Annotated in this window: 23 protein-coding genes; 19 read left to right on the forward strand and 4 right to left on the reverse strand. The window is 59.6% G+C overall.

The window, feature by feature from the left end:
* Positions 1 to 45: 45 nt before the first annotated feature.
* From IEV58_RS06025 to IEV58_RS06040, 4 genes are all read right to left on the reverse strand, one after another.
* On the reverse strand, positions 46 to 306 hold the full coding sequence (locus IEV58_RS06025; RefSeq protein WP_188408751.1) for an XkdD/Y8K6 family phage-associated protein: 261 nt from the start codon (positions 304 to 306) through the stop codon (positions 46 to 48).
* A 4-nt stretch (positions 307 to 310) separates the two neighbouring features.
* Complete coding sequence (locus IEV58_RS06030) at positions 311 to 739, reverse strand: hypothetical protein (RefSeq protein WP_188408752.1); 429 nt, start codon at positions 737 to 739, stop codon at positions 311 to 313.
* Positions 740 to 1143: 404 nt separating this feature from the next.
* The gene (locus IEV58_RS06035) at positions 1144 to 1623 is read right to left on the reverse strand and encodes a hypothetical protein (RefSeq protein WP_188408753.1); all 480 of its coding nucleotides are present in this window, start codon (positions 1621 to 1623) and stop codon (positions 1144 to 1146) included.
* Positions 1623 to 2363, reverse strand: a complete 741-nt coding sequence (locus tag IEV58_RS06040) for a S24 family peptidase (RefSeq protein WP_188408754.1) — start codon at positions 2361 to 2363, stop codon at positions 1623 to 1625. Before IEV58_RS06040 ends, IEV58_RS06035 begins: the two co-directional genes overlap by 1 nt.
* An 87-nt stretch (positions 2364 to 2450) precedes the next feature.
* Here IEV58_RS06040 and IEV58_RS06045 point away from each other — a divergent pair, with 87 nt between their 5' ends.
* The 19 genes from IEV58_RS06045 (at position 2451) to IEV58_RS06135 (ending at position 17051) form a co-directional block, all read left to right on the forward strand.
* Positions 2451 to 2648, forward strand: coding sequence for a hypothetical protein (locus IEV58_RS06045; RefSeq protein ID WP_188408755.1), 198 nt, complete (start codon positions 2451 to 2453; stop codon positions 2646 to 2648).
* The gene (locus IEV58_RS06050) at positions 2645 to 2830 is read left to right on the forward strand and encodes a hypothetical protein (protein ID WP_188408756.1); all 186 of its coding nucleotides are present in this window, start codon (positions 2645 to 2647) and stop codon (positions 2828 to 2830) included. Before IEV58_RS06045 ends, IEV58_RS06050 begins: the two co-directional genes overlap by 4 nt.
* Positions 2831 to 3127: 297 nt before the next feature.
* The gene (locus IEV58_RS06055) at positions 3128 to 3514 is read left to right on the forward strand and encodes a hypothetical protein (RefSeq protein WP_229729208.1); all 387 of its coding nucleotides are present in this window, start codon (positions 3128 to 3130) and stop codon (positions 3512 to 3514) included.
* 24 nt (positions 3515 to 3538) lie between these two features.
* A complete protein-coding gene (locus IEV58_RS06060; protein WP_188408758.1) occupies positions 3539 to 4087 on the forward strand; it encodes a helix-turn-helix domain-containing protein in 549 nt (182 codons plus the stop codon).
* Complete coding sequence (locus IEV58_RS06065; RefSeq protein ID WP_188408759.1) at positions 4084 to 4425, forward strand: RusA family crossover junction endodeoxyribonuclease; 342 nt, start codon at positions 4084 to 4086, stop codon at positions 4423 to 4425. The genes IEV58_RS06060 and IEV58_RS06065 overlap by 4 nt, the downstream gene beginning before the upstream one ends.
* A complete protein-coding gene (locus IEV58_RS06070; RefSeq protein WP_188408760.1) occupies positions 4422 to 4646 on the forward strand; it encodes a hypothetical protein in 225 nt (74 codons plus the stop codon). Before IEV58_RS06065 ends, IEV58_RS06070 begins: the two co-directional genes overlap by 4 nt.
* A gap of 3 nt (positions 4647 to 4649) precedes the next feature.
* Positions 4650 to 5360, forward strand: a complete 711-nt coding sequence (locus tag IEV58_RS06075) for a hypothetical protein (RefSeq protein ID WP_188408761.1) — start codon at positions 4650 to 4652, stop codon at positions 5358 to 5360.
* Positions 5360 to 7177, forward strand: coding sequence for an AAA family ATPase (locus tag IEV58_RS06080; protein WP_188408762.1), 1818 nt, complete (start codon positions 5360 to 5362; stop codon positions 7175 to 7177). Before IEV58_RS06075 ends, IEV58_RS06080 begins: the two co-directional genes overlap by 1 nt.
* A 10-nt stretch (positions 7178 to 7187) precedes the next feature.
* Positions 7188 to 8039 carry a DNA cytosine methyltransferase gene (locus IEV58_RS06085; RefSeq protein ID WP_188408763.1) on the forward strand — a complete coding sequence of 284 codons (852 nt, stop codon included), beginning with the start codon at positions 7188 to 7190 and terminating at the stop codon, positions 8037 to 8039.
* Positions 8036 to 8458 (forward strand): hypothetical protein, encoded by a 423-nt coding sequence (locus IEV58_RS06090; RefSeq protein ID WP_188408764.1) that lies wholly within the window; start codon positions 8036 to 8038, stop codon positions 8456 to 8458. The genes IEV58_RS06085 and IEV58_RS06090 overlap by 4 nt, the downstream gene beginning before the upstream one ends.
* Entirely contained in the window at positions 8451 to 9020 is a 570-nt protein-coding gene (locus IEV58_RS06095; RefSeq protein ID WP_188408765.1) for a hypothetical protein, read from the forward strand. Before IEV58_RS06090 ends, IEV58_RS06095 begins: the two co-directional genes overlap by 8 nt.
* A 567-nt stretch (positions 9021 to 9587) precedes the next feature.
* On the forward strand, positions 9588 to 9848 hold the full coding sequence (locus IEV58_RS06100) for a hypothetical protein (protein WP_188408766.1): 261 nt from the start codon (positions 9588 to 9590) through the stop codon (positions 9846 to 9848).
* Between the two features lies 1 nt (position 9849).
* Positions 9850 to 10047, forward strand: coding sequence for a hypothetical protein (locus IEV58_RS06105; RefSeq protein ID WP_188408767.1), 198 nt, complete (start codon positions 9850 to 9852; stop codon positions 10045 to 10047).
* 221 nt (positions 10048 to 10268) lie between these two features.
* Positions 10269 to 10640, forward strand: coding sequence for a hypothetical protein (locus IEV58_RS06110; RefSeq protein ID WP_188408768.1), 372 nt, complete (start codon positions 10269 to 10271; stop codon positions 10638 to 10640).
* A gap of 20 nt (positions 10641 to 10660) precedes the next feature.
* On the forward strand, positions 10661 to 11890 hold the full coding sequence (locus IEV58_RS06115) for a PBSX family phage terminase large subunit (RefSeq protein WP_229729255.1): 1230 nt from the start codon (positions 10661 to 10663) through the stop codon (positions 11888 to 11890).
* Entirely contained in the window at positions 11890 to 13989 is a 2100-nt protein-coding gene (locus IEV58_RS06120; RefSeq protein ID WP_229729209.1) for a portal protein, read from the forward strand. Before IEV58_RS06115 ends, IEV58_RS06120 begins: the two co-directional genes overlap by 1 nt.
* 12 nt (positions 13990 to 14001) lie before the next feature.
* Positions 14002 to 14268: a spike base protein, RCAP_Rcc01079 family gene (locus IEV58_RS06125; protein WP_188408771.1), complete on the forward strand. Its 267-nt coding sequence runs from the start codon at positions 14002 to 14004 to the stop codon at positions 14266 to 14268.
* Positions 14268 to 16145 carry a hypothetical protein gene (locus IEV58_RS06130; RefSeq protein ID WP_188408772.1) on the forward strand — a complete coding sequence of 626 codons (1878 nt, stop codon included), beginning with the start codon at positions 14268 to 14270 and terminating at the stop codon, positions 16143 to 16145. The genes IEV58_RS06125 and IEV58_RS06130 overlap by 1 nt, the downstream gene beginning before the upstream one ends.
* Positions 16146 to 16229: 84 nt before the next feature.
* Entirely contained in the window at positions 16230 to 17051 is an 822-nt protein-coding gene (locus tag IEV58_RS06135) for a hypothetical protein (protein ID WP_188408773.1), read from the forward strand.
* The last annotated feature ends 16 nt before the right edge of the window (positions 17052 to 17067 follow it).

A 17067-nucleotide genomic window follows, 5' to 3' on the forward strand; every position in this document is an offset into this window, starting at 1 on the left:
AAGTAAAAGGCTGGCGATGCGAAGTGACGGAGAGTGTGGAGAGCGTCAGTCATTGCTGGCCTCCGCCTCATCAATCAGATCCCGCAGCGGTGTCGCGTCGTAGAGGGACTGGTTCTCGATGATCTCGACTGCTTCCTTGAGTGCCTTCAGCATCCGAGGCGCGGCGGCGATCAGGCGGGCTTGATCCTCGCGGACATATGGGTCAGTCAGGCGCGAGTCATTCTCATCGTAGACGCTGAACATCGGGCCACTGCTGGTAGTCTCATCCTCGAAAGTCCAGACGGGCGTGTGCTGTGTAGTGCTCATCGTCCTATTCCGCATCTACAAGGTTGAGAGACCGCGAGCGGGCAGAGAAGCGCATCAGCCGAACCGCGTCATAAGCGTTCCGAAGCGCGATTTCCTTATTGCGGTCGTAGGTCCAATGGGCGATCCGGCGGGCTTCAACGGCGTTGCGGATGCGCAGCCGGATATGTGCCAAGCAGGCGTCAGAAGTCAGTTCTTCCTTGCCATGAAAGCGATAGTTGAGAAGCGCGGAGATCATGTAGTGATGGCCGTCGAGCAGGGCCCTGATCTGCTTCTTGCGGTCTCCGAAAGCTCCCGCGAGATGGCGCAACCGAAGCGCGTTGATCTCGGCATCGCGTCGCTGTCCCATCTGATTGATGGCGGAAAGAGCGCGGTCCATTGCCCGCTCTTTGGAGGGCTTGTGATTGATGAAGTCGATTGCGGGTGTGGAGGTCATTGGTCATCTCCGGTGTTGAGATAACCATAGTGGGCATTAGCCCATCACGTCAACCTAAAAGTGGGCAAGAGCCCATTTATTTTATAGCCCATTTATCCGGGCAACAAAAAACCCCGCCGGAGCGGGGTTGGGGGGTAGACCAAAGGTCTTCGTGTTAGCGGCAGACCACCTTCATCTGAGAAGGCTCCAAACGAAATTCAGGCGCTTGCGGCTGACCGGGAGCTGCCCCATGCACCATTTCTCGTATCAAGGGAATTCTCATGAGCCGTTGCGCCGTCGCCTCCATGCGGTCGGCGGCGTCACGCATCATTGCGTCCACCTGTTCGTCCTGCAATCTGTGAGCCACGATACGTCTCCGAGTGTTTCTTATTGTGATACGCCTGTATGAAAGGTGCAACGTCTATTTATGTCACACGTTCCATTCGCCATGATAGGCGACCATGTCGCTCAGTAGGAGCGTCTACGACATATCCGTTCTTTCTAAATTGATCGTTTAGCATCTCGTGTTTAACGAGCGCTGTGACCGGCATGTAAGAGCCGTGTGTGTTCTGATAGATAACGTCTGGCTTTGCGTCTTGTAATAGCACCTCCACCGATCCGCAGGCAGCGAAGAGAGCAAGGTTGCGCGCCTCTCGATCCGGCAATAGCAGTTTCGTCTGTGCGCCGTTCCAATGCGACCGATCCACCCCGTCTGTGGCTTCCGCTATCCAAAAGACGAATTCATAATTCCCACCGCCCAGGATCGAGAGCGCCGATACGACAGACACGGTAGATAGCACATCATCATCGAAGCCGATGGCAACTCGCGTTACGTATTCTCTGCCGTTGTTCGCCCGCTCGAATTTTACTTTATCGCCTGGACCGTACGATGCGACGAAACCCATCACATCCTCGTGACACGCATGATCACGCGCCCGATCACGCGTAGATCGTCGGCCAAAATGTTCTGTGCTCTGTGGTTAGGATTGTCTGACAGCACCGCTATCTGTAGCGGGTCGCTTCCCATCACGACCTCAAGACGCTTGATGACGATCCCCACGCCATTGTCGATGGCATAGAGCCCATCAGACGGTGCAGTCTGTGAACGATTGATCATCACCCTGTCGCCTGGGAGTAGGGTAGGGGCCATGCTGTCGCCGTCGACTGCGACGATATCAACGTCGCTTTCGCGCGCCCGCAGCTCGGTCCGCAGATAGTCGACCGGAAATTGCCAGATGGCGCGGCCTGCATCCACCTGCTTGCCGTCGACCAAGATCACCTGACCGTATCCGCCGGCACCTAGGCCGCCAACCACATCACGCTCTACAACTTCGCCTGGCTGTAGCTGGCGGCGCTCTTTGCGCGCGGCTGCGTCGGAAATACCTTCGTCAAATACCGGATCTTCGGGAAATTCTTTCCCTGGAGGAACAACCTCCCGTCCGGCATTCGTAAGATAGTCCACGGATCGCCCAAGCACCTTCGCCAGCTTCTGCACCGCCTCGAGCGATGGCTTTCTGTCTCGCCTCAGAACGTCGCGAACAAACGTGTCGCCCAAGCCGGCGGCGAGCGACAATGACTTCATATTGAAGCCTTTCGCCTCCATCTCGGTCTCGAGGGTTCGCTTGAATCGTTCGTCTTCGCTCATGAGTGGGACATTGCCCACTCCTGCAAAAGAAGGCGAGTGGGTTATTGCCCATTGACATGATGGGCTACTGCCCATTAAAGTGGGCTCATGATCACAACAGCCGACCTTCTCAAGCGCATTAAAGCCCACTGCAGGGCGCGCAAGATTTCCGAAACGACCTTCGGAAGAAAGGCCGTCAATGACGGCAAGCTCGTGGCGCGGCTTCGAGCAGGCGGCACGATCAGCATTCGCACTCTCCAACGGATCGAAGCCGCTCTAGCGGCAGATGAGGCGGTGGCAGCATGACCGGCTACGATCTCCTTTGGTACGGCCTAGCCGCATGGTTCATCATCAGCCTGTGCACATGGAGTTTCATCCGTGGTGCCACGGCAAAGCCAAAGCCACGCACCCGCGTTAGCTGCAAGGTCCGTGGCGAAGAACTCATCACAAATGAATATCTCGAAGCTGCTCTGCGTGGTGACGCATGAGCGCCTCAATCGAGCTTCCGGCCGGGTTTCGCTTCTTTCCCCGAGCCGCATCTGCGCGTCCCCGGTCTGCGCAGGGAAGAAATGACCGGGGGCTGTTTCTCTTCGGCGGCCCCCAACGCCGGAGTAGCGGAACGGGGATTGCGCACCTCCCCGATGCCCCGTTCCGCGCCCCCTTCAATAACTCTCAAGCCCAACATTCTGGCGCGCGCTTGAATGACTGCCCGTCTGCTTGCCGCGCCAATCGTTTCCATTCCTCAAATCCTCCTGTGGTCGAGATCAACTCAACCACAGGAGCCAATGACCATGCGTCCTACGCTGGGGGATAAATTGTCCATTACCGATATGTCCTTGAACGAAGCCAGTCATTGGACTGGAGAACTTGAGCGGCGCGCCTCACAGCGCACCGGTCAGCCTATCGCCCAGGCTAGGGCAGCAATCGCCCGTCGCGTTGGTGCGATGCCGGGCACTCTCGAAAATCTGCGGAAGGGCAGGCTGAACGACATAGGGCGCGGGCTCTATGAGCGCATTCGCTTGGCCTTGATTGACGAGCTTTCAAGCGAGGTGAGGCGCTTAGAGCATGAAATTCAGACACTTAGGCAAATTGGCGTGGGCTGTGGCAGCCGCGAAATGGCGGAGGCTATTGCGCACCTTGAAAAGGCGCGTGCGGCCCTCGGCAATCCCTGACGATACACGGAAGGACACCGAACAATGACGGCGTTGCAGATCCTACCACACGAGCTTGTTCCTACCGGATACCGTAGGCCGCGCCCGCCGTCTCCAGTTGTCCCGCGTGATCGGCTGCTGTCTCAGGCGCAACGTCGCGCCATCAGGGCGGCAGCCGAGGAGGCTGAAAAGGAAGCACGCGAGAAGGCCCGACTGGAAGAACTGGCTCGTATGCAGGAGGAAAACCGGAAGCGGATTCTTCGGGAACAGGAACTGCGCATGCAGCTCGCCTGTCCGGATCCCACGGCCACGCAGAAACAGAAGATCAATCTCAAAATCCTTCAGCTTTCGGCGCTGTATGACGTGCCTGAGCGCGATGTTGTTGGACCAAGCCGCAAGGGTAATTCGCCCAAAGCGCGGCAACATCTGTGCTGGTGGCTGAAGGAAAGCACCCAATGGTCACTGTGTAGGATCGGCCGGGTTCTAGGCCGTGACCACACCACAATCATGCATGCGATCAAGGTTCATCAGAAGCGCATCGATGCCGGCGAAGTCGAACCGGACGCGGTAGACCGCGCATGGTGGCGCGGATGATCACCGTTGATCTGCCATTTCCTCCTTCGGTCAACAATCTGTTCCGAAACGCTCAGAAGGGGCGCGTCAAGACGGAACGATATGCCGAATGGGCCAACGTCGCCGGTTGGATGCTCAAGTCTCAGAAGCCGGGGAGGGTCGAGGGCAAGTTCGCCTTGGCGCTGGTCGTGCAGCGCAAGGACAACCGCAAGCGCGATATCGGAAACCTGCTGAAGGCCGTGGAAGACCTTCTTGTTGAGCATGGGGTTATCCAAGACGACAGCCTGGCTGAGCGGATCCATATCGCATGGGGCGAGGCGCCGGAAGGATGCCGCGTGACAGTTGGGGCGGTGTCATGACCCACCTCGCTGTTTCGGACATTAGGCGCGGGTCTCAGGCCATCACTGAAATGCTCCGGCAGGTCTATGCCGAAGACCACAAGATGGTTGCTGTCGGCTCTCTGGAGGCCGCGATTTCCTCCGCAAGCTATGTGCTGCTCGGTGCGGTCGGACAGGATGAAACCTGCCGCATCCTCTCATCCATTCAGAACGAAATTCAGTCCGCCAGGAAGGCAGGATAAGCAATGGCTCGCATCAGAAGCATCAAGCCCGAGTTTTGGTCCAATGAGCAGGTCATGGAGTGTTCGACGAATGCTCGACTACTGTTCGTGGGATTGTGGAACTTCGTCGACGATCATGGGCGGCATCCTCTGTCCCCGATCCAGATTAAGGCTCTGGTGTTTCCGGGCGACAACTTCTCGGCATCCGATATCCGCGAGATGCTGGACGAGTTAGAGCGTAACGGGCTCCTTCGCTACTACACCGTTGAGAACAAACAGTATTTTCTTGTAACTGGCTGGCATCATCAAAAGATTGATCGACGACAGAAGCCCAAATTTCCGGCCCCAAATGACGAATGTTCGTCGAATGATCGTCGAGGTGTCGCGACTGAATACAGAACTCAGAGCACAGAAGGGAATACAGAGAAGGAAGGTTCTGAAGCTAACGCTTCAGGCGGCGATGCGCCGAAGGTCGTTTTGCCTCTCGACGCGAGGACGGCCCTTTTCCGTGACGGGCTTTTGATCGTCCGTGAGCTGACGGGAAAGCCAGAGGGGCCGAGCCGAACCCTTGTCGGCAAATGGCTGAAGGCCACCAACGACGACGCCGCCGCCCTCCTGAACACGCTTCGCCGCGCCGCTGCTCTTCGGCCGGCAGATCCGATGTCATGGATCGAAGCCGCAGTGAAGCCGCGCTCGTTCGAGCAAGACGACGTTTGGGCAGGGGTTCAGGTCTGATGGCCGACATCACCGAAATCAAGCGCCGCCTCGCAGACCGAGCCCAGGCCGTGGCCGAAATGCTTCTGCCGAACGGCCGGAAGAACGGCCCCGAGTGGGAGTGCGGATCAGTCAACGGCGAGAAGGGACAGAGCCTCAAGGTTCATCTGTCGGGCACCAAGGCCGGCGTCTGGTCCGACTTCAGCGCCAGCCAGGGCGGCGATCTTCTGGACCTGTGGTGCGCTACACGAGGCATGACGCTTCCCCAGGCGCTGGACGCTGCTCGGGACTGGCTCGGCATCAGCCGGCCGGAACCATACCGCCAGCCAGACCGCGCCTATGTGCGACCTGAGAAGCCGAAGTGCGAACGGCTCTCGGATGGTCACGTTCTCGATTATCTCACAATCACCCGGGATATCCCGGCAGCGATCCTGGCGGCTTACAAAGTCTCTCAGCGCGGCAACGAGATCATCTTCCCGTTCCTCCTGCCGGATGGCGTCCTGGCGCTCGCCAAGGCACGGAAGGCCGAAGATGGGGCAAAGCCGATGCCGACCGCTCGAGACTGCGAGCCCATCCTGTTCGGCTGGCAGGCGATCCCGGACACGGCTCGAGAAGTGGTTATCTGCGAGGGTGAGATCGATGCGCTGTCATGGGCTGCCTACGGCTATCCGGCAATGTCGGTGCCGTTCGGAGGCGGGAAGGGCGCGAAGCAGCAGTGGATCGAAAACGACTTCGACCGGCTGGCGCGCTTTGAGAGGATCTACATCAGCACGGATATGGATCAGCCAGGCGAGGACGCCGCCGAAGAAATCGCCTCAAGGCTCGGCCGGCATCGCTGCGTTCGCGTCCATCTCCCGCACAAGGACATCAACAAGTGCCGAACGGAAGGCGTCACGGCAGAGGGGATCAAGCACTGCATCGAAACAGCCAGCACCCTTGATCCCGAAGGTCTACGCAATGCCAGCCATTTCACGGATCAGGTAATCCACCTGTTCTGGCCGGCACCTGAAGATCACGTCGGCTATGCCACGCCATACAGGAAGCTCGAGGGCAAGCTGTTGTTTCGCCCTGCCGAAGTGACGCTGTGGTCGGGCTCGAGCGGCGCCGGCAAGTCTCAGATCCTTTCACACTGCATCGTTGACTTCGTGGCCCAGGGAAGCCGGGTTTGCCTGTCCTCGCTCGAGATGCGGGCCGACCAGCTTCTGAAACGCATGGTCAAGCAAGCCGTAGGCGTTGACCGCCCGACTGCACCCTATATCCGCAGCTCGCTACGTTGGCTCGACCAGGGGCTTCTCATCTATGAGCGCGTCGGCAAGTCCGGCGTGGAAGGTTTGCTCGAGGTCTTCGACTATGCCCGCGCCAAGTACGGATGCGACCAATTCGTGATCGATAGCCTCATGCGCCTTGGCATCGCCGGCGACGACTACACCGGCCAAGAAAAGGCGATGTTCGCCATCGTGGATTGGGCCATCCGCCACAACGTCCACGTCCATCTCGTCGCGCATAGCCGGAAGGGCGAGAAAGACCGCGGCGGCGCACCAGAAACGGAAGACATCAAGGGCGCGATGGAGATCGGCGCCAACGCTTTCAACATCGTCACCGTCTGGCGCGACCGGAAGCGCGAGGAAGCCCTCGGCAAAGCTCAGTCGGAAGATGAGCGCAAAGAGATCGAGGAAAAACCCGGCGTGATGATGAACATCGCCAAGCAACGCAACGGCGACTTTGAAGGCAAGATCGGACTTTGGTTCGACCAGGCCAGCTACCGCTACGCCTCCGGCCCGGATCGCGGCATCTGGCCGAAGAAATACATCCCCGACGCAGACACCCAGGCAGCTTGAGGAAGCAGAGATGACAAGGACACCGTACCGCGTTCTCGACCTCTTCAGCGGCATTGGCGGGTTCACCTTGGGTCTTGAACGGACCGGTGGCTTCAAGACGGTCGCCTTCTGCGAGATCAACCCGGACCGACAAGCCGACCTGCGCAGCATTTGGCCAGGCGTGCCGGTCTACGACGACGTGCGGAGAATAACGGCCGCGGATGTGGGAGATATTGATGTCATCACGGGTGGCTTCCCTTGCCAAGATATCTCCGCTGCTGGAAAGCGGGCAGGCATCGCAGGAGAGCGGACAGGCCTTTTTTCAGAGATCATTCGACTGGCTGGCGAGCTACGACCCAGCTTCATCATCCTGGAGAACAGCGCAGACCTGCTTACTGGAGACGGGGGAGCTTGGGCGCGACACGTTTTCGGGCAGCTGGCCGCGCTCGGGTACGATATCGAGTGGCACGTTATACCGGCTTCCGGACTTGGTGCCCCGCACGTCCGAGAAAGAGTCTGGATCATTGCTACCCACGCCGGTAGCGGCTTCCAAGAGAACAGGCGGCACAAGCTCTATCTTGGACGGCGGTTCACACGCTCGGGCGAAGCTGCGGCGATTGTTGCCCACCATCACCGTGAACGGGAACTACAATCAGGTTGGATCTTCGTTGACGAGCGGGGACGGGTTGTACACGACCCTGAACGCGCTTGGCCTGAAGGCTGGATCGAAAAGCTGTCATCGCTTCGCAGCCTGGATGATGGGCTACCCGCAGGACTGGCTACTGCCGCGGCCCACCGCTTCGGAAACACTGTCGTCCCCCAGATCCCCGAGCTTATAGGCCGCGCCATCCTCGCAGCAGATCAACGGAGCATAGCCGCATGACCATCCAACGCTATCAACGCAAGCGAGTAGAAGTAGAGGCCGACATCCACGCACTGCTGACCGAGGTTCAGTCGGCGCTCGCAATGGTCATCAGCCCCGACGCCATCAAGAACACAACGAGCCTTCAGGCTTTCGCCCAGCTCACGGAGGTCGAGAAAAAGGTGCGGGACTTCCTCGCCACCTATGAGCCTGTGGAGAGGGGAGAGGGGGAATTGGACGTGCTGTCCATTCTCAAACTCGCCCGCGTCGATCAACTCGATCTCACCCATGAGGCCAAGAAGTTCCGCGACAGGGCTAAGAAGACTGACGGCGTATGGAACATGCGAAATTACCGTTACGAGCGATGCGCCGAGCGGCTGGCGTTGACCGAAAAGGCGATTGCCGAGCTGATGAGCCGGAAAGGTTCTCCCCATGCATAAGCGAAAGAGAAAGGGAGGGCGGCCGAGAAAGGTTAATGCGCCCCGCGAGGCGAGCGGCAAAGTGTGCCGGAAGTGGTCAGCAGCAGAAACGGAACAATCAGCTTTGGAGACGGCAGTGACGGCACGTATGCGGCATCATGGGGTTGATTGGGACAAGGCCAGAGACCCGCTTTTGGGAACGTTCGTCGGCAGGCTTGCTCAACTTGGGGTTATCGGGGGCGGCATCAGCATGGAGCAGTATAGGGCGGCGCAACTCTATCTGGAAACGCTCGACGCCTGGCACCGGGCCACAGGGGCGCCACAGAACTTCAATCAGCCACGGCCGGAAGGCGAGGGCAATGGAGATTGGGAAGCCTTCGTGAGATCGGCAAAGCAGCAATATGCGGCCATGCGCGAGGCTCTGGCGGATCTCCAAGTGACAGGAAGGACGCCCGCTCCGATCGCCGCCCTTGATGTTTTGGTGGTGCGCAACGTCGAACACTGGCCGCTTGTGGGCGATCTTCGCATAGCGCTCAATGCTCTGAAACGACATTTCATTGACGGGCAGAAAAAAGCCGCTTGACAGGTTTGCGCGAAGCGCAATATCGTGATGTCCGTAACTCAATAATCGATTCTTGCGCCCGGACACCAGATGTTGCGGGCGCTTTTGATTCTGGCGGGTAAGAGCGCCGGTGCGCTCCTCGGTCTCATACGCCGATGCAGGCTGTTCAACTCAGCGCCCGCAACCAGTTAGACGCGGCAGACGGACAAGGCTTAGGCCCGTGAGCTGATTGGGAAAATGCGGGAGGCTACGGCCGATTGACCGCTACCCTGATCGGCAAGCCGGGGTGGGAAGCGAGTGGTCTAGTCCGCATCTATCAGTTCGGTGTGCGGCAGGCAGTCTATGCGGCTCGGCACGAAGAGCGGCTGCTTGAGAAGGGCGGGGATACCCGCTCGTTCCCACACCGATTCAGTTCAAGCCAGCGAGCTGGCAAATAGGGCAGAACGATACGGCATATGCCCCGCTCGGCTTGAACTGCGGCGCGCGCACTAAGGCCAGCGTCGGCAATGCGGATGGCAGTGACCCGTTGAAACAAACCAAACCTGCCGCCTCGGCTCCCTGCCGGGGCTTTTCTTTATGGAGAGACGGATGAGCGCTTCATCGGAAATGCCGCGGTATCGTTCGCACAAGGAAGTGTGGGCGCTGAAGATCGCATCTGTCGACGGAACGACGCTCACGTTCGAGAAGAGCGGCTATGCGCCTCTGGACGTTGGTGCTGAATTCATCGAGCGGCACAAGCCAGAAGCTGGCGGCTACTATGTCGTCTACAAGGACGGCTACAAGTCGTTCTCTCCCGCTGAGCCTTTCGAAGAAGGCTACACCTTCATCACCAAATCGATGGGTGGTTGATATGCCAGCGCACGACTACGCCCCGCACATGCCGATTGCGCCCATGCTGCGAGACATCCCGGCTCTGCCGACGCCGGATCATGCTGACCTTGAGCGCCGTGTGGCGGATCTTGAGGAGCGCGCCCGCAAGCAGGACCGCGAGGCTATTGCCCGCGACCGCCTGAAGGCAATGGGCCTGGTTCTTCCGGCTCGCTCCTGATGGAGTTCGAGGGAGCATTCAAGTTGGCGCTGGCATTCTACGCGGCGGGCATTCTCGCCGTGGGTCTGTTCCTTGGCTGGCTTCTGTTCGCCTAACCCTTCTCCTCATAGAGGCATGAGATGACGCGACACCAAGTCTTCGCTCTTCTCGCTGTCGTCCTCACCATAGCAGCTACAGGCATGGCTCTAGGATATGGCGCGGTTCTGTTGGGAGTGGGGTGAATGCCAGCAGGCAGGCCAACCACCTATGACCCGAGATATTGCGAAGAGGTCGTTGACTTCATGTCGCAAGGCTTTTCGCTGACAGCCTTCGCCGGCCACATCAGGTGCGCAAGGTCGACCATCAATGAATGGATGGCGGTACATGAAGAATTTTCGGAAGCGGTAAAGATCGGACAAGCAACTCGCACGGCGAAACTTGAGAAAACGCTGATAGACGGCGAGACCGGCCCGAAGGTTACAGCTCACATCTTCGCACTGAAGAATGCTGCTCCAGAAGAGTGGAAAGACAAGGTTCAGCAGGAACTGACAGGCGACGGCGGCGGCCCGATCAACCACAGCCTGCAAGTTACGTTCGTCAAGCCAGGGGGATGAACATCGAATTCCCGGACAAGATGCAGTTCTTGTTCGATGCGGCTCGATACAAAATCCTCTACGGGGGACGCGGAGGCGCGAAGAGTTGGGGAATAGCTCGGGCGCTTCTGGTGCTCGGTGCCATGGACCCGCTGCGGGTGCTCTGCGCTCGTGAGATCCAGAAGTCCATTCAGGAAAGCGTGCATCAGCTCCTGAAGGACCAGATCGACGCTCTAGGGCTGAACGAATTCTACGAGGTGCTTCAGACGGAGATCAGAGGGCGCAACGGGACGCTCTTCATCTTCGCCGGACTGAAGCACAACGTCGACAACATCAAGTCCAAGGAAGGCATCGATATCGCATGGGTGGAGGAGGCGGCGAACGTCTCCAAGACATCGTGGGATAAGCTGATACCGACGATCCGCAAGCCGGGGTCGGAAATCTGGGTGTCGTTCAACCCGGAACTGGACAGCGACGAGACTTATAAGAGGTTTGTCCTGTCGCCCCCAACCGGCGCGAAGGTCGAAAAGCTCAACTGGTCCGACAATCCATGGTTCCCTGAAGTTCTACAGCAGGAAATGGAAGACCTGAAGCAGCGAGACCATGACGCCTATCTGACGGTGTGGGAAGGCCACTGCAAGCAGGTCCTCGATGGCGCGATTTACGCGAACGAGATCCGGGCAGCGACAGAGCAAGGGCGCATTGGCCGCGTGCCTTATGTGCCTGGGGTGCCGGTTCATACCTTTTGGGACTTGGGCCGCGCCGACAAGACGAGCATCTGGTTCATTCAGGTGGTCGGCTTCGAGTTTCGCGTGGTCGATTATTACGAGAACAGAGGCTACGCGCTGGATCATTACCTCGGCATCCTGCAGGGGCGGGGATACGTCTACGGCGAGGATCACTTGCCGCACGACGCGCAGAACGAGCAGCTCGGGGCCAAGCGCACGATTGAACAGCAGATGCGCGATATTGGACGGAAGGTGTCCATCGTTCCGAAGATCGGGGTGGCCGACGGCATCAACGCCGCGCGCACTGTCTTCGGGCGATGCTGGTTTGATGAAGAGAAGACGGCAGACGGTCTGACCTGTCTGCGTCGCTATCGCTACGACGTGGACCCTGACACGCAGCAATACAGCAAGAATCCGCTTCACGATGAAGCCTCGCACGGGGCGGACGCCTTTCGATACTTCGCCGTGGCGATGGAAGAGCCAAAGACCGCCAAGAAGAAGAAAGCCGCGCTTGTTCGCGCTGGCGGCTGGATGGGTGCCTGATGAACGATGCCGTAAACGATAAGCCCGAGTCCAAGACAAAGGACGGCGGGGACGACATCGTGCGCGAGGCCATGAAGCGCTATGACCGTGGCTATGAGCGCGAACAGACGAACATCGAAGAGGCATACGAGGATCTAAAGTTTCGCGCCGCTCGCACGCATTCCGACCAGTGGGATGAACGAGCCCTGAAGATGAGGGAGGCAGAAGGGCGCCCCGTCCTCACCATCAACAAAATACCGGAGTTCCTGAATCAGGTTACCGGCGATATGCGCCTGATGCGTCCGGCGATCCAGATCGTTCCGGTTGACGATCAGGCGGACGAAGAGACTGCCGATATTTTCGCAGGCCTCATCCGCTATGTGGAAGGGCGTCGTTCATCAGAGGCGGCATACTTCGCGGCCGCCGACAGTCAGGTGGCATGCGGTATTGGCCACTGGCGCGTGAAGCATGAGTACGCCAGCGACAGCACGTTCGAACAAGAGCTGTTGATTGAGGGAATTGAGGACGGCGTTTCGGTCATTTGGGACCCTGACGCGATCCAGCCGACGCGCGAGGACGCCAAATGGTGCTTTGTCCCCGTCGACATGAGCCGCGAGGCGTTCGAAGAGCAGTATCCCGATGCTTCCGCCGTCGACTTCGGTGAAGGCGTGCCGGAGGGATGGTGCAGCGACGATCACGTGAGGGTTGCAGAGTATTGGGTGAAGAAGCCGATCAAGCGGCTTCTGGTGCTCCGCTCGAACGGTGACATCAACGACCTGACCTCGCTGGACAAGGACGACCGTGGCAGGGCTCTAGAATACATAATGCAGATGGACACGACGGCGCGGGTTGAAGAGCGCCCCGGAACGAAGGTGGTCCGCTATCTCCTGACGGCAAAGGAGGTCCTCGAGGGGCCTGAAGACTGGATTGGCAGGCATATCCCGATTGTGCCCGTCATCGGTCAGGAAGTTCGCATCGGCCGCGACCGCTATCGCCATGGCAAGGTGCGCTACGCCAAAGACCCGCAGCGCATGTACAACTATTATGCCGCCGCGCAGACCGAGATTGTGGCGCTTCAGCCCAAGGCGCCATTTGTCGGGACTGAGAAGAACTTTGAGAACTTCGAATCCGAATGGGCGAACGCCAACAGCGCCAATCAGCCATATCTTCCGTACACCCCGGACCCGGCGAACGGTGGTCAGCAGCCTTCGCGCACGACGCCTCCGGTAAGCTCGCAGGGGCTTGAGCAAGGGCTTCTCCGCGCCTCCGACGATATGAAGTCGGTTATCGGCATCTATGACGCCTCGCTCGGCGCCAGGAGCAATGAGACCAGCGGAAGGGCGATTGAAGCACGGCAGCGCGAGGGCGATGTAGGCTCGTTCGTCTACATCGACAACTTCAACCGGGCGGTGCGCTATACCGGCGAAATTCTCGTGGACCTGATCCCGAAGATCTACGACACGGCCCGCACGATCCGCATCCTTGGCGAGGACGGCAAGATTGATCAGGTGCAGATCAATCAGCCTGAAGGACAGGCCATTGATGGGGAGGTGTCACGCGTCCTCAATGACGTGACGATCGGTTCCTATGACGTGGTTCTGAAGACAGGCCCGGCGTTCTCGACACGGCGCGAGGAAGCGCGCGAAGGGATGCAGACGTTCATGCAGGCGAATCCGGCTGTTGCGCCGCTCATCATGGACATCATGGCGAAGAATCAGGATTGGCCGAACGCCGACCAACTCGCCAAGCGTGTTCGGCACATGTTGCCCCCGCCCATTCAGGCGGAGGAGGCTCAGGAATCGGGCGACCCGAAGGCCATGCAGGCCGCGCAACAGGCGATGGCGGCTGCACAGCCACAGCAAGACCCGGCCGCAGTCGCCGCAGCTGCCAAGGCCGAAGCAGACGCGCAGAAGACGCAGTTGGATATGCAAGTCCAGATGATGAAAGCGCAGGTGGATGCCCAGCGCGATCAGATGGACATCGCTGCGCGGGAGCAAGAGCTCGCGCAGAAGCAGCGCATTGCAGACGTGGAATACGAGATCAAGCTTTTGGATCTCGACATCAAGCGGCGGCAGATGGCGAGCGCCATGCAGTCCGCACAACCCCAATCCGTTCAGTAAGGACGCCAGACCATGCCACAGCCTTTTGAGCCGGTGACGGCGCAGGGTGCCTTTGAGGTGACCCCGAGCGATACCGCCGTGTTCGTGCGTCGTCCGGCGGCGCTTTACATCGGTGGTGCGGGTGACGTGTCCGTGGAAACTCAGAACCGCGACGTGGTGACGTTTGTGGGCGTTCTGGCGGGGTCCATTCTGCCGATCCAGTGCCGGAAGGTGCTTGCGACGGGCACCACGGCAACGGCCATCGTCGGTATGTGTTACGGCACGGTGCAGGAAGTCTGATGCTGACGGCCTGCCTTGCACTCAACTCAGTGACGCGAGCGCATGGTGGAGGAGGGGCGGCGCCTGATCCCGAGCCAATCAGCCAGTGGTGGACGCCGAATGCCTTTCTGGATTTCGACCCGCAGAACGACCGCGTTCGCCTGGATGGTGTGAACTATACGCTGGCGGAGGCGGAAACGGCGGGTGTCCTCACGCCTGTTACAGGCGGCGGCTATAACGTTGCCGCGCCGGCCGGGATGACAAGCTTCTGCGTCCGAGGCACCGGTGTGGCGAGCTCGTCTGCTTCCATCTCGACGCTGGAGTTTCTGTTCAGTGCCGACGACGGCAACACCTCCGAGACCGATAACTTCGTCTACATCGGCCGGCACAGCGTCTCCAAGATCCGCACTGCGGTGACCACAGGCGGCTCTACGGTTGCCACGCTCGACCCCAACGGCACGGCCTTCGCGAGCATGCAGATCAACGTGGCGGCGCGGTTCAAGGCTAACGACTTCGCGGCAAGCGTTGGCGTGTCGGGTCCGACGATAGACAACCTGAAGACCGATACAGCGGGCGGGCTGGCGACCATGACCCGTTTCACCCTCGGCAACCGCTTCGATGGCCTGCGCCCATGGAACGGCAGCATTGACCGCATCGTGATCTGGACCGAGCGCGAGTTGAGCAACGTCGAAGTCGAGATGCTTTCCGGGTACGGCCATGTGAAGGGCTTGGGCTATTCATGGTGGAACCGCCCGCAGGCCATCACGCGGCTCGGCAAAACCTATTTCGTCGGCATCAGCTATCGAGAGCCCGGCTCGCAGTTCATCGTCCAGATGGATCAGCGCGGAATCGTGGAGGACGTGTTCCGGCTGACTGCCGGCGTCTATGGTCTCGATGACCACTCCACCGGCTGGGTCGACTTCCTCCCCGATGGTCGCCTGATTACCGGCTACAACGGCCACGGCGAGGATGGAGTGTCCCGTTTCCGTCGGTCAGCCACGAACCAAGTGGGCGACCTCGGCGCGGAAGTGGAAGTTTCGGCGCTGGCTGATGTAACTTATGACCAGTTCCACCAATGGGCCGGCCGCCTGTTCTTCGTCATGCAGGGCGGCAGCAATCGGTACTGGGATGTTTTCACCTCGGACGACGATGGCGACACCTGGACGCGGCGCAAGCGCATATTCGAAGGCGTCAGCGCCAGCAGCGGTATCGGCAACTGGTACATCTATCCAGCCGAGGCCGACGAAAGCGGCGTGGTCACCTATTACACCCAGCAGCATCCATCCAACAGCAGCAACCTGATCAAGCGGTTCTATCTCGACCTGACCAATGGCGATGTGCTGGTTTCCGGGACGGTGCTCGGCAACATCTACGATGATCTGCCGAACACGCCAGTGCTGGATGACACTGAGTGTGAACTGGTCCGCACGCCAGAGTCAGGACATTCCCAGCGCCTGCTTTCAGTGCGTGCGGATGGCAAGGCCATTGGTATCTGCGATTTCGTCACGGCCGACAACAGCAGTCCGATGTACAAGGTTTCCCTCGAAGGCGAGGGCGGCTGGACTGAAAGCGACGTGGTGGCGGCAACGCCGAGCTTCAGCCCGACGAACAACCCGACCTATTTCCCCGGCTTTGACTTCGCACAGGAGCCGCATGACGGCATCCGCGTCTATCTCGCTCGGTACACCGACGGGTCGGGCAAGCTGGAGCGGTACGACAGTGCTGACGGCGTGACGTTCACGGCCACCGAGCTGGTGAACACCGGAACCAATTCCGCCCGAGCCGCGCGTCCCGTGTGCCCGAAGGGCGCGACCGCCGACATGGTTGCGATTTTCCAGCGCGTGTCTGGCCACACCGACTTCACCAGCTGGCAGATGGACGTTCTAGCCGTCCTTTAGGAGCTTCACGCAGGCAGGCGCACGAGGTGCCAGCCGCGATGATGAGCAGCCGCCCACTGAGGCGGCTTTTTTCATGGACCAAACATGACAGACGAGGATGACATCCAGACCGACGTGCAGGACGCCAATGGAGCGCCGGCCGAAAGCGAACAGTCTGACGCCAAACCCGAAGCCGAGATTGAAGAAGGCGAGGGCGAGGCGAAAACGAAGACAGAGGACGAAGGTTCAGAAGACCGAGCCGACGACGATGCAGACGAGGAAGATGACCGCCCCAAGCGCCGCCGTTCTGGAACGGAGCGCCTGAAGCGTCAGATTGCGGAACTCCGCGCAGAGCTTGACCGGCGCTCAACAAGTGCTGGCGGCCAGGACAGCGGGATCTCAGTCGACATTGGGCCGGAGCCGAAGGAAGAGGACTTCAAAGACGACTTTTTCGCATATGAGCGGGCCAAGACGGTCTACGAGATGCGGAAAGCGGCGGCCGAAGATCGGGCAAAGGAAGCGCAACGCGAAATCCACGCCCGTCAGCAGGAGCATTACCGCCAGCTCGGAGAAGAATACAGCGACCGCGAAAAAGAGGTGCGCCAGCATCTCAAGGATTACGACGCGGTTGTAACCTCTTTCAAAGGCGAGGTGTCGAATGCCGTGAAGCTCTTGATTGTCGAGAGCGATAAGGGCCCGCACCTCACGTACTACCTCGCAAAGCATCCCGAGAAGGTTCGCGAACTGAACGGCATGACCGAACGCGCCGCTGCGCGGGAAATCGGTCGCCTTGAGTCCCGCCTGTCTTTGCCAACCCCGAACAAGCAAACCAAGGCACCACCCCCCGGCACCAGTCTGAAAGGCGGCGCGGCTCCCAAGAGCCCCGAGTCCGACCTGGATGCCTGGCTGAAGAAAACCTACGGGTGACTGCCGCCATTCAAGG

It is taken from the genome of Agaricicola taiwanensis, from assembly GCF_014635245.1.
Classification (GTDB): Bacteria; Pseudomonadota; Alphaproteobacteria; order Rhizobiales; family Methylopilaceae; genus Agaricicola; species Agaricicola taiwanensis.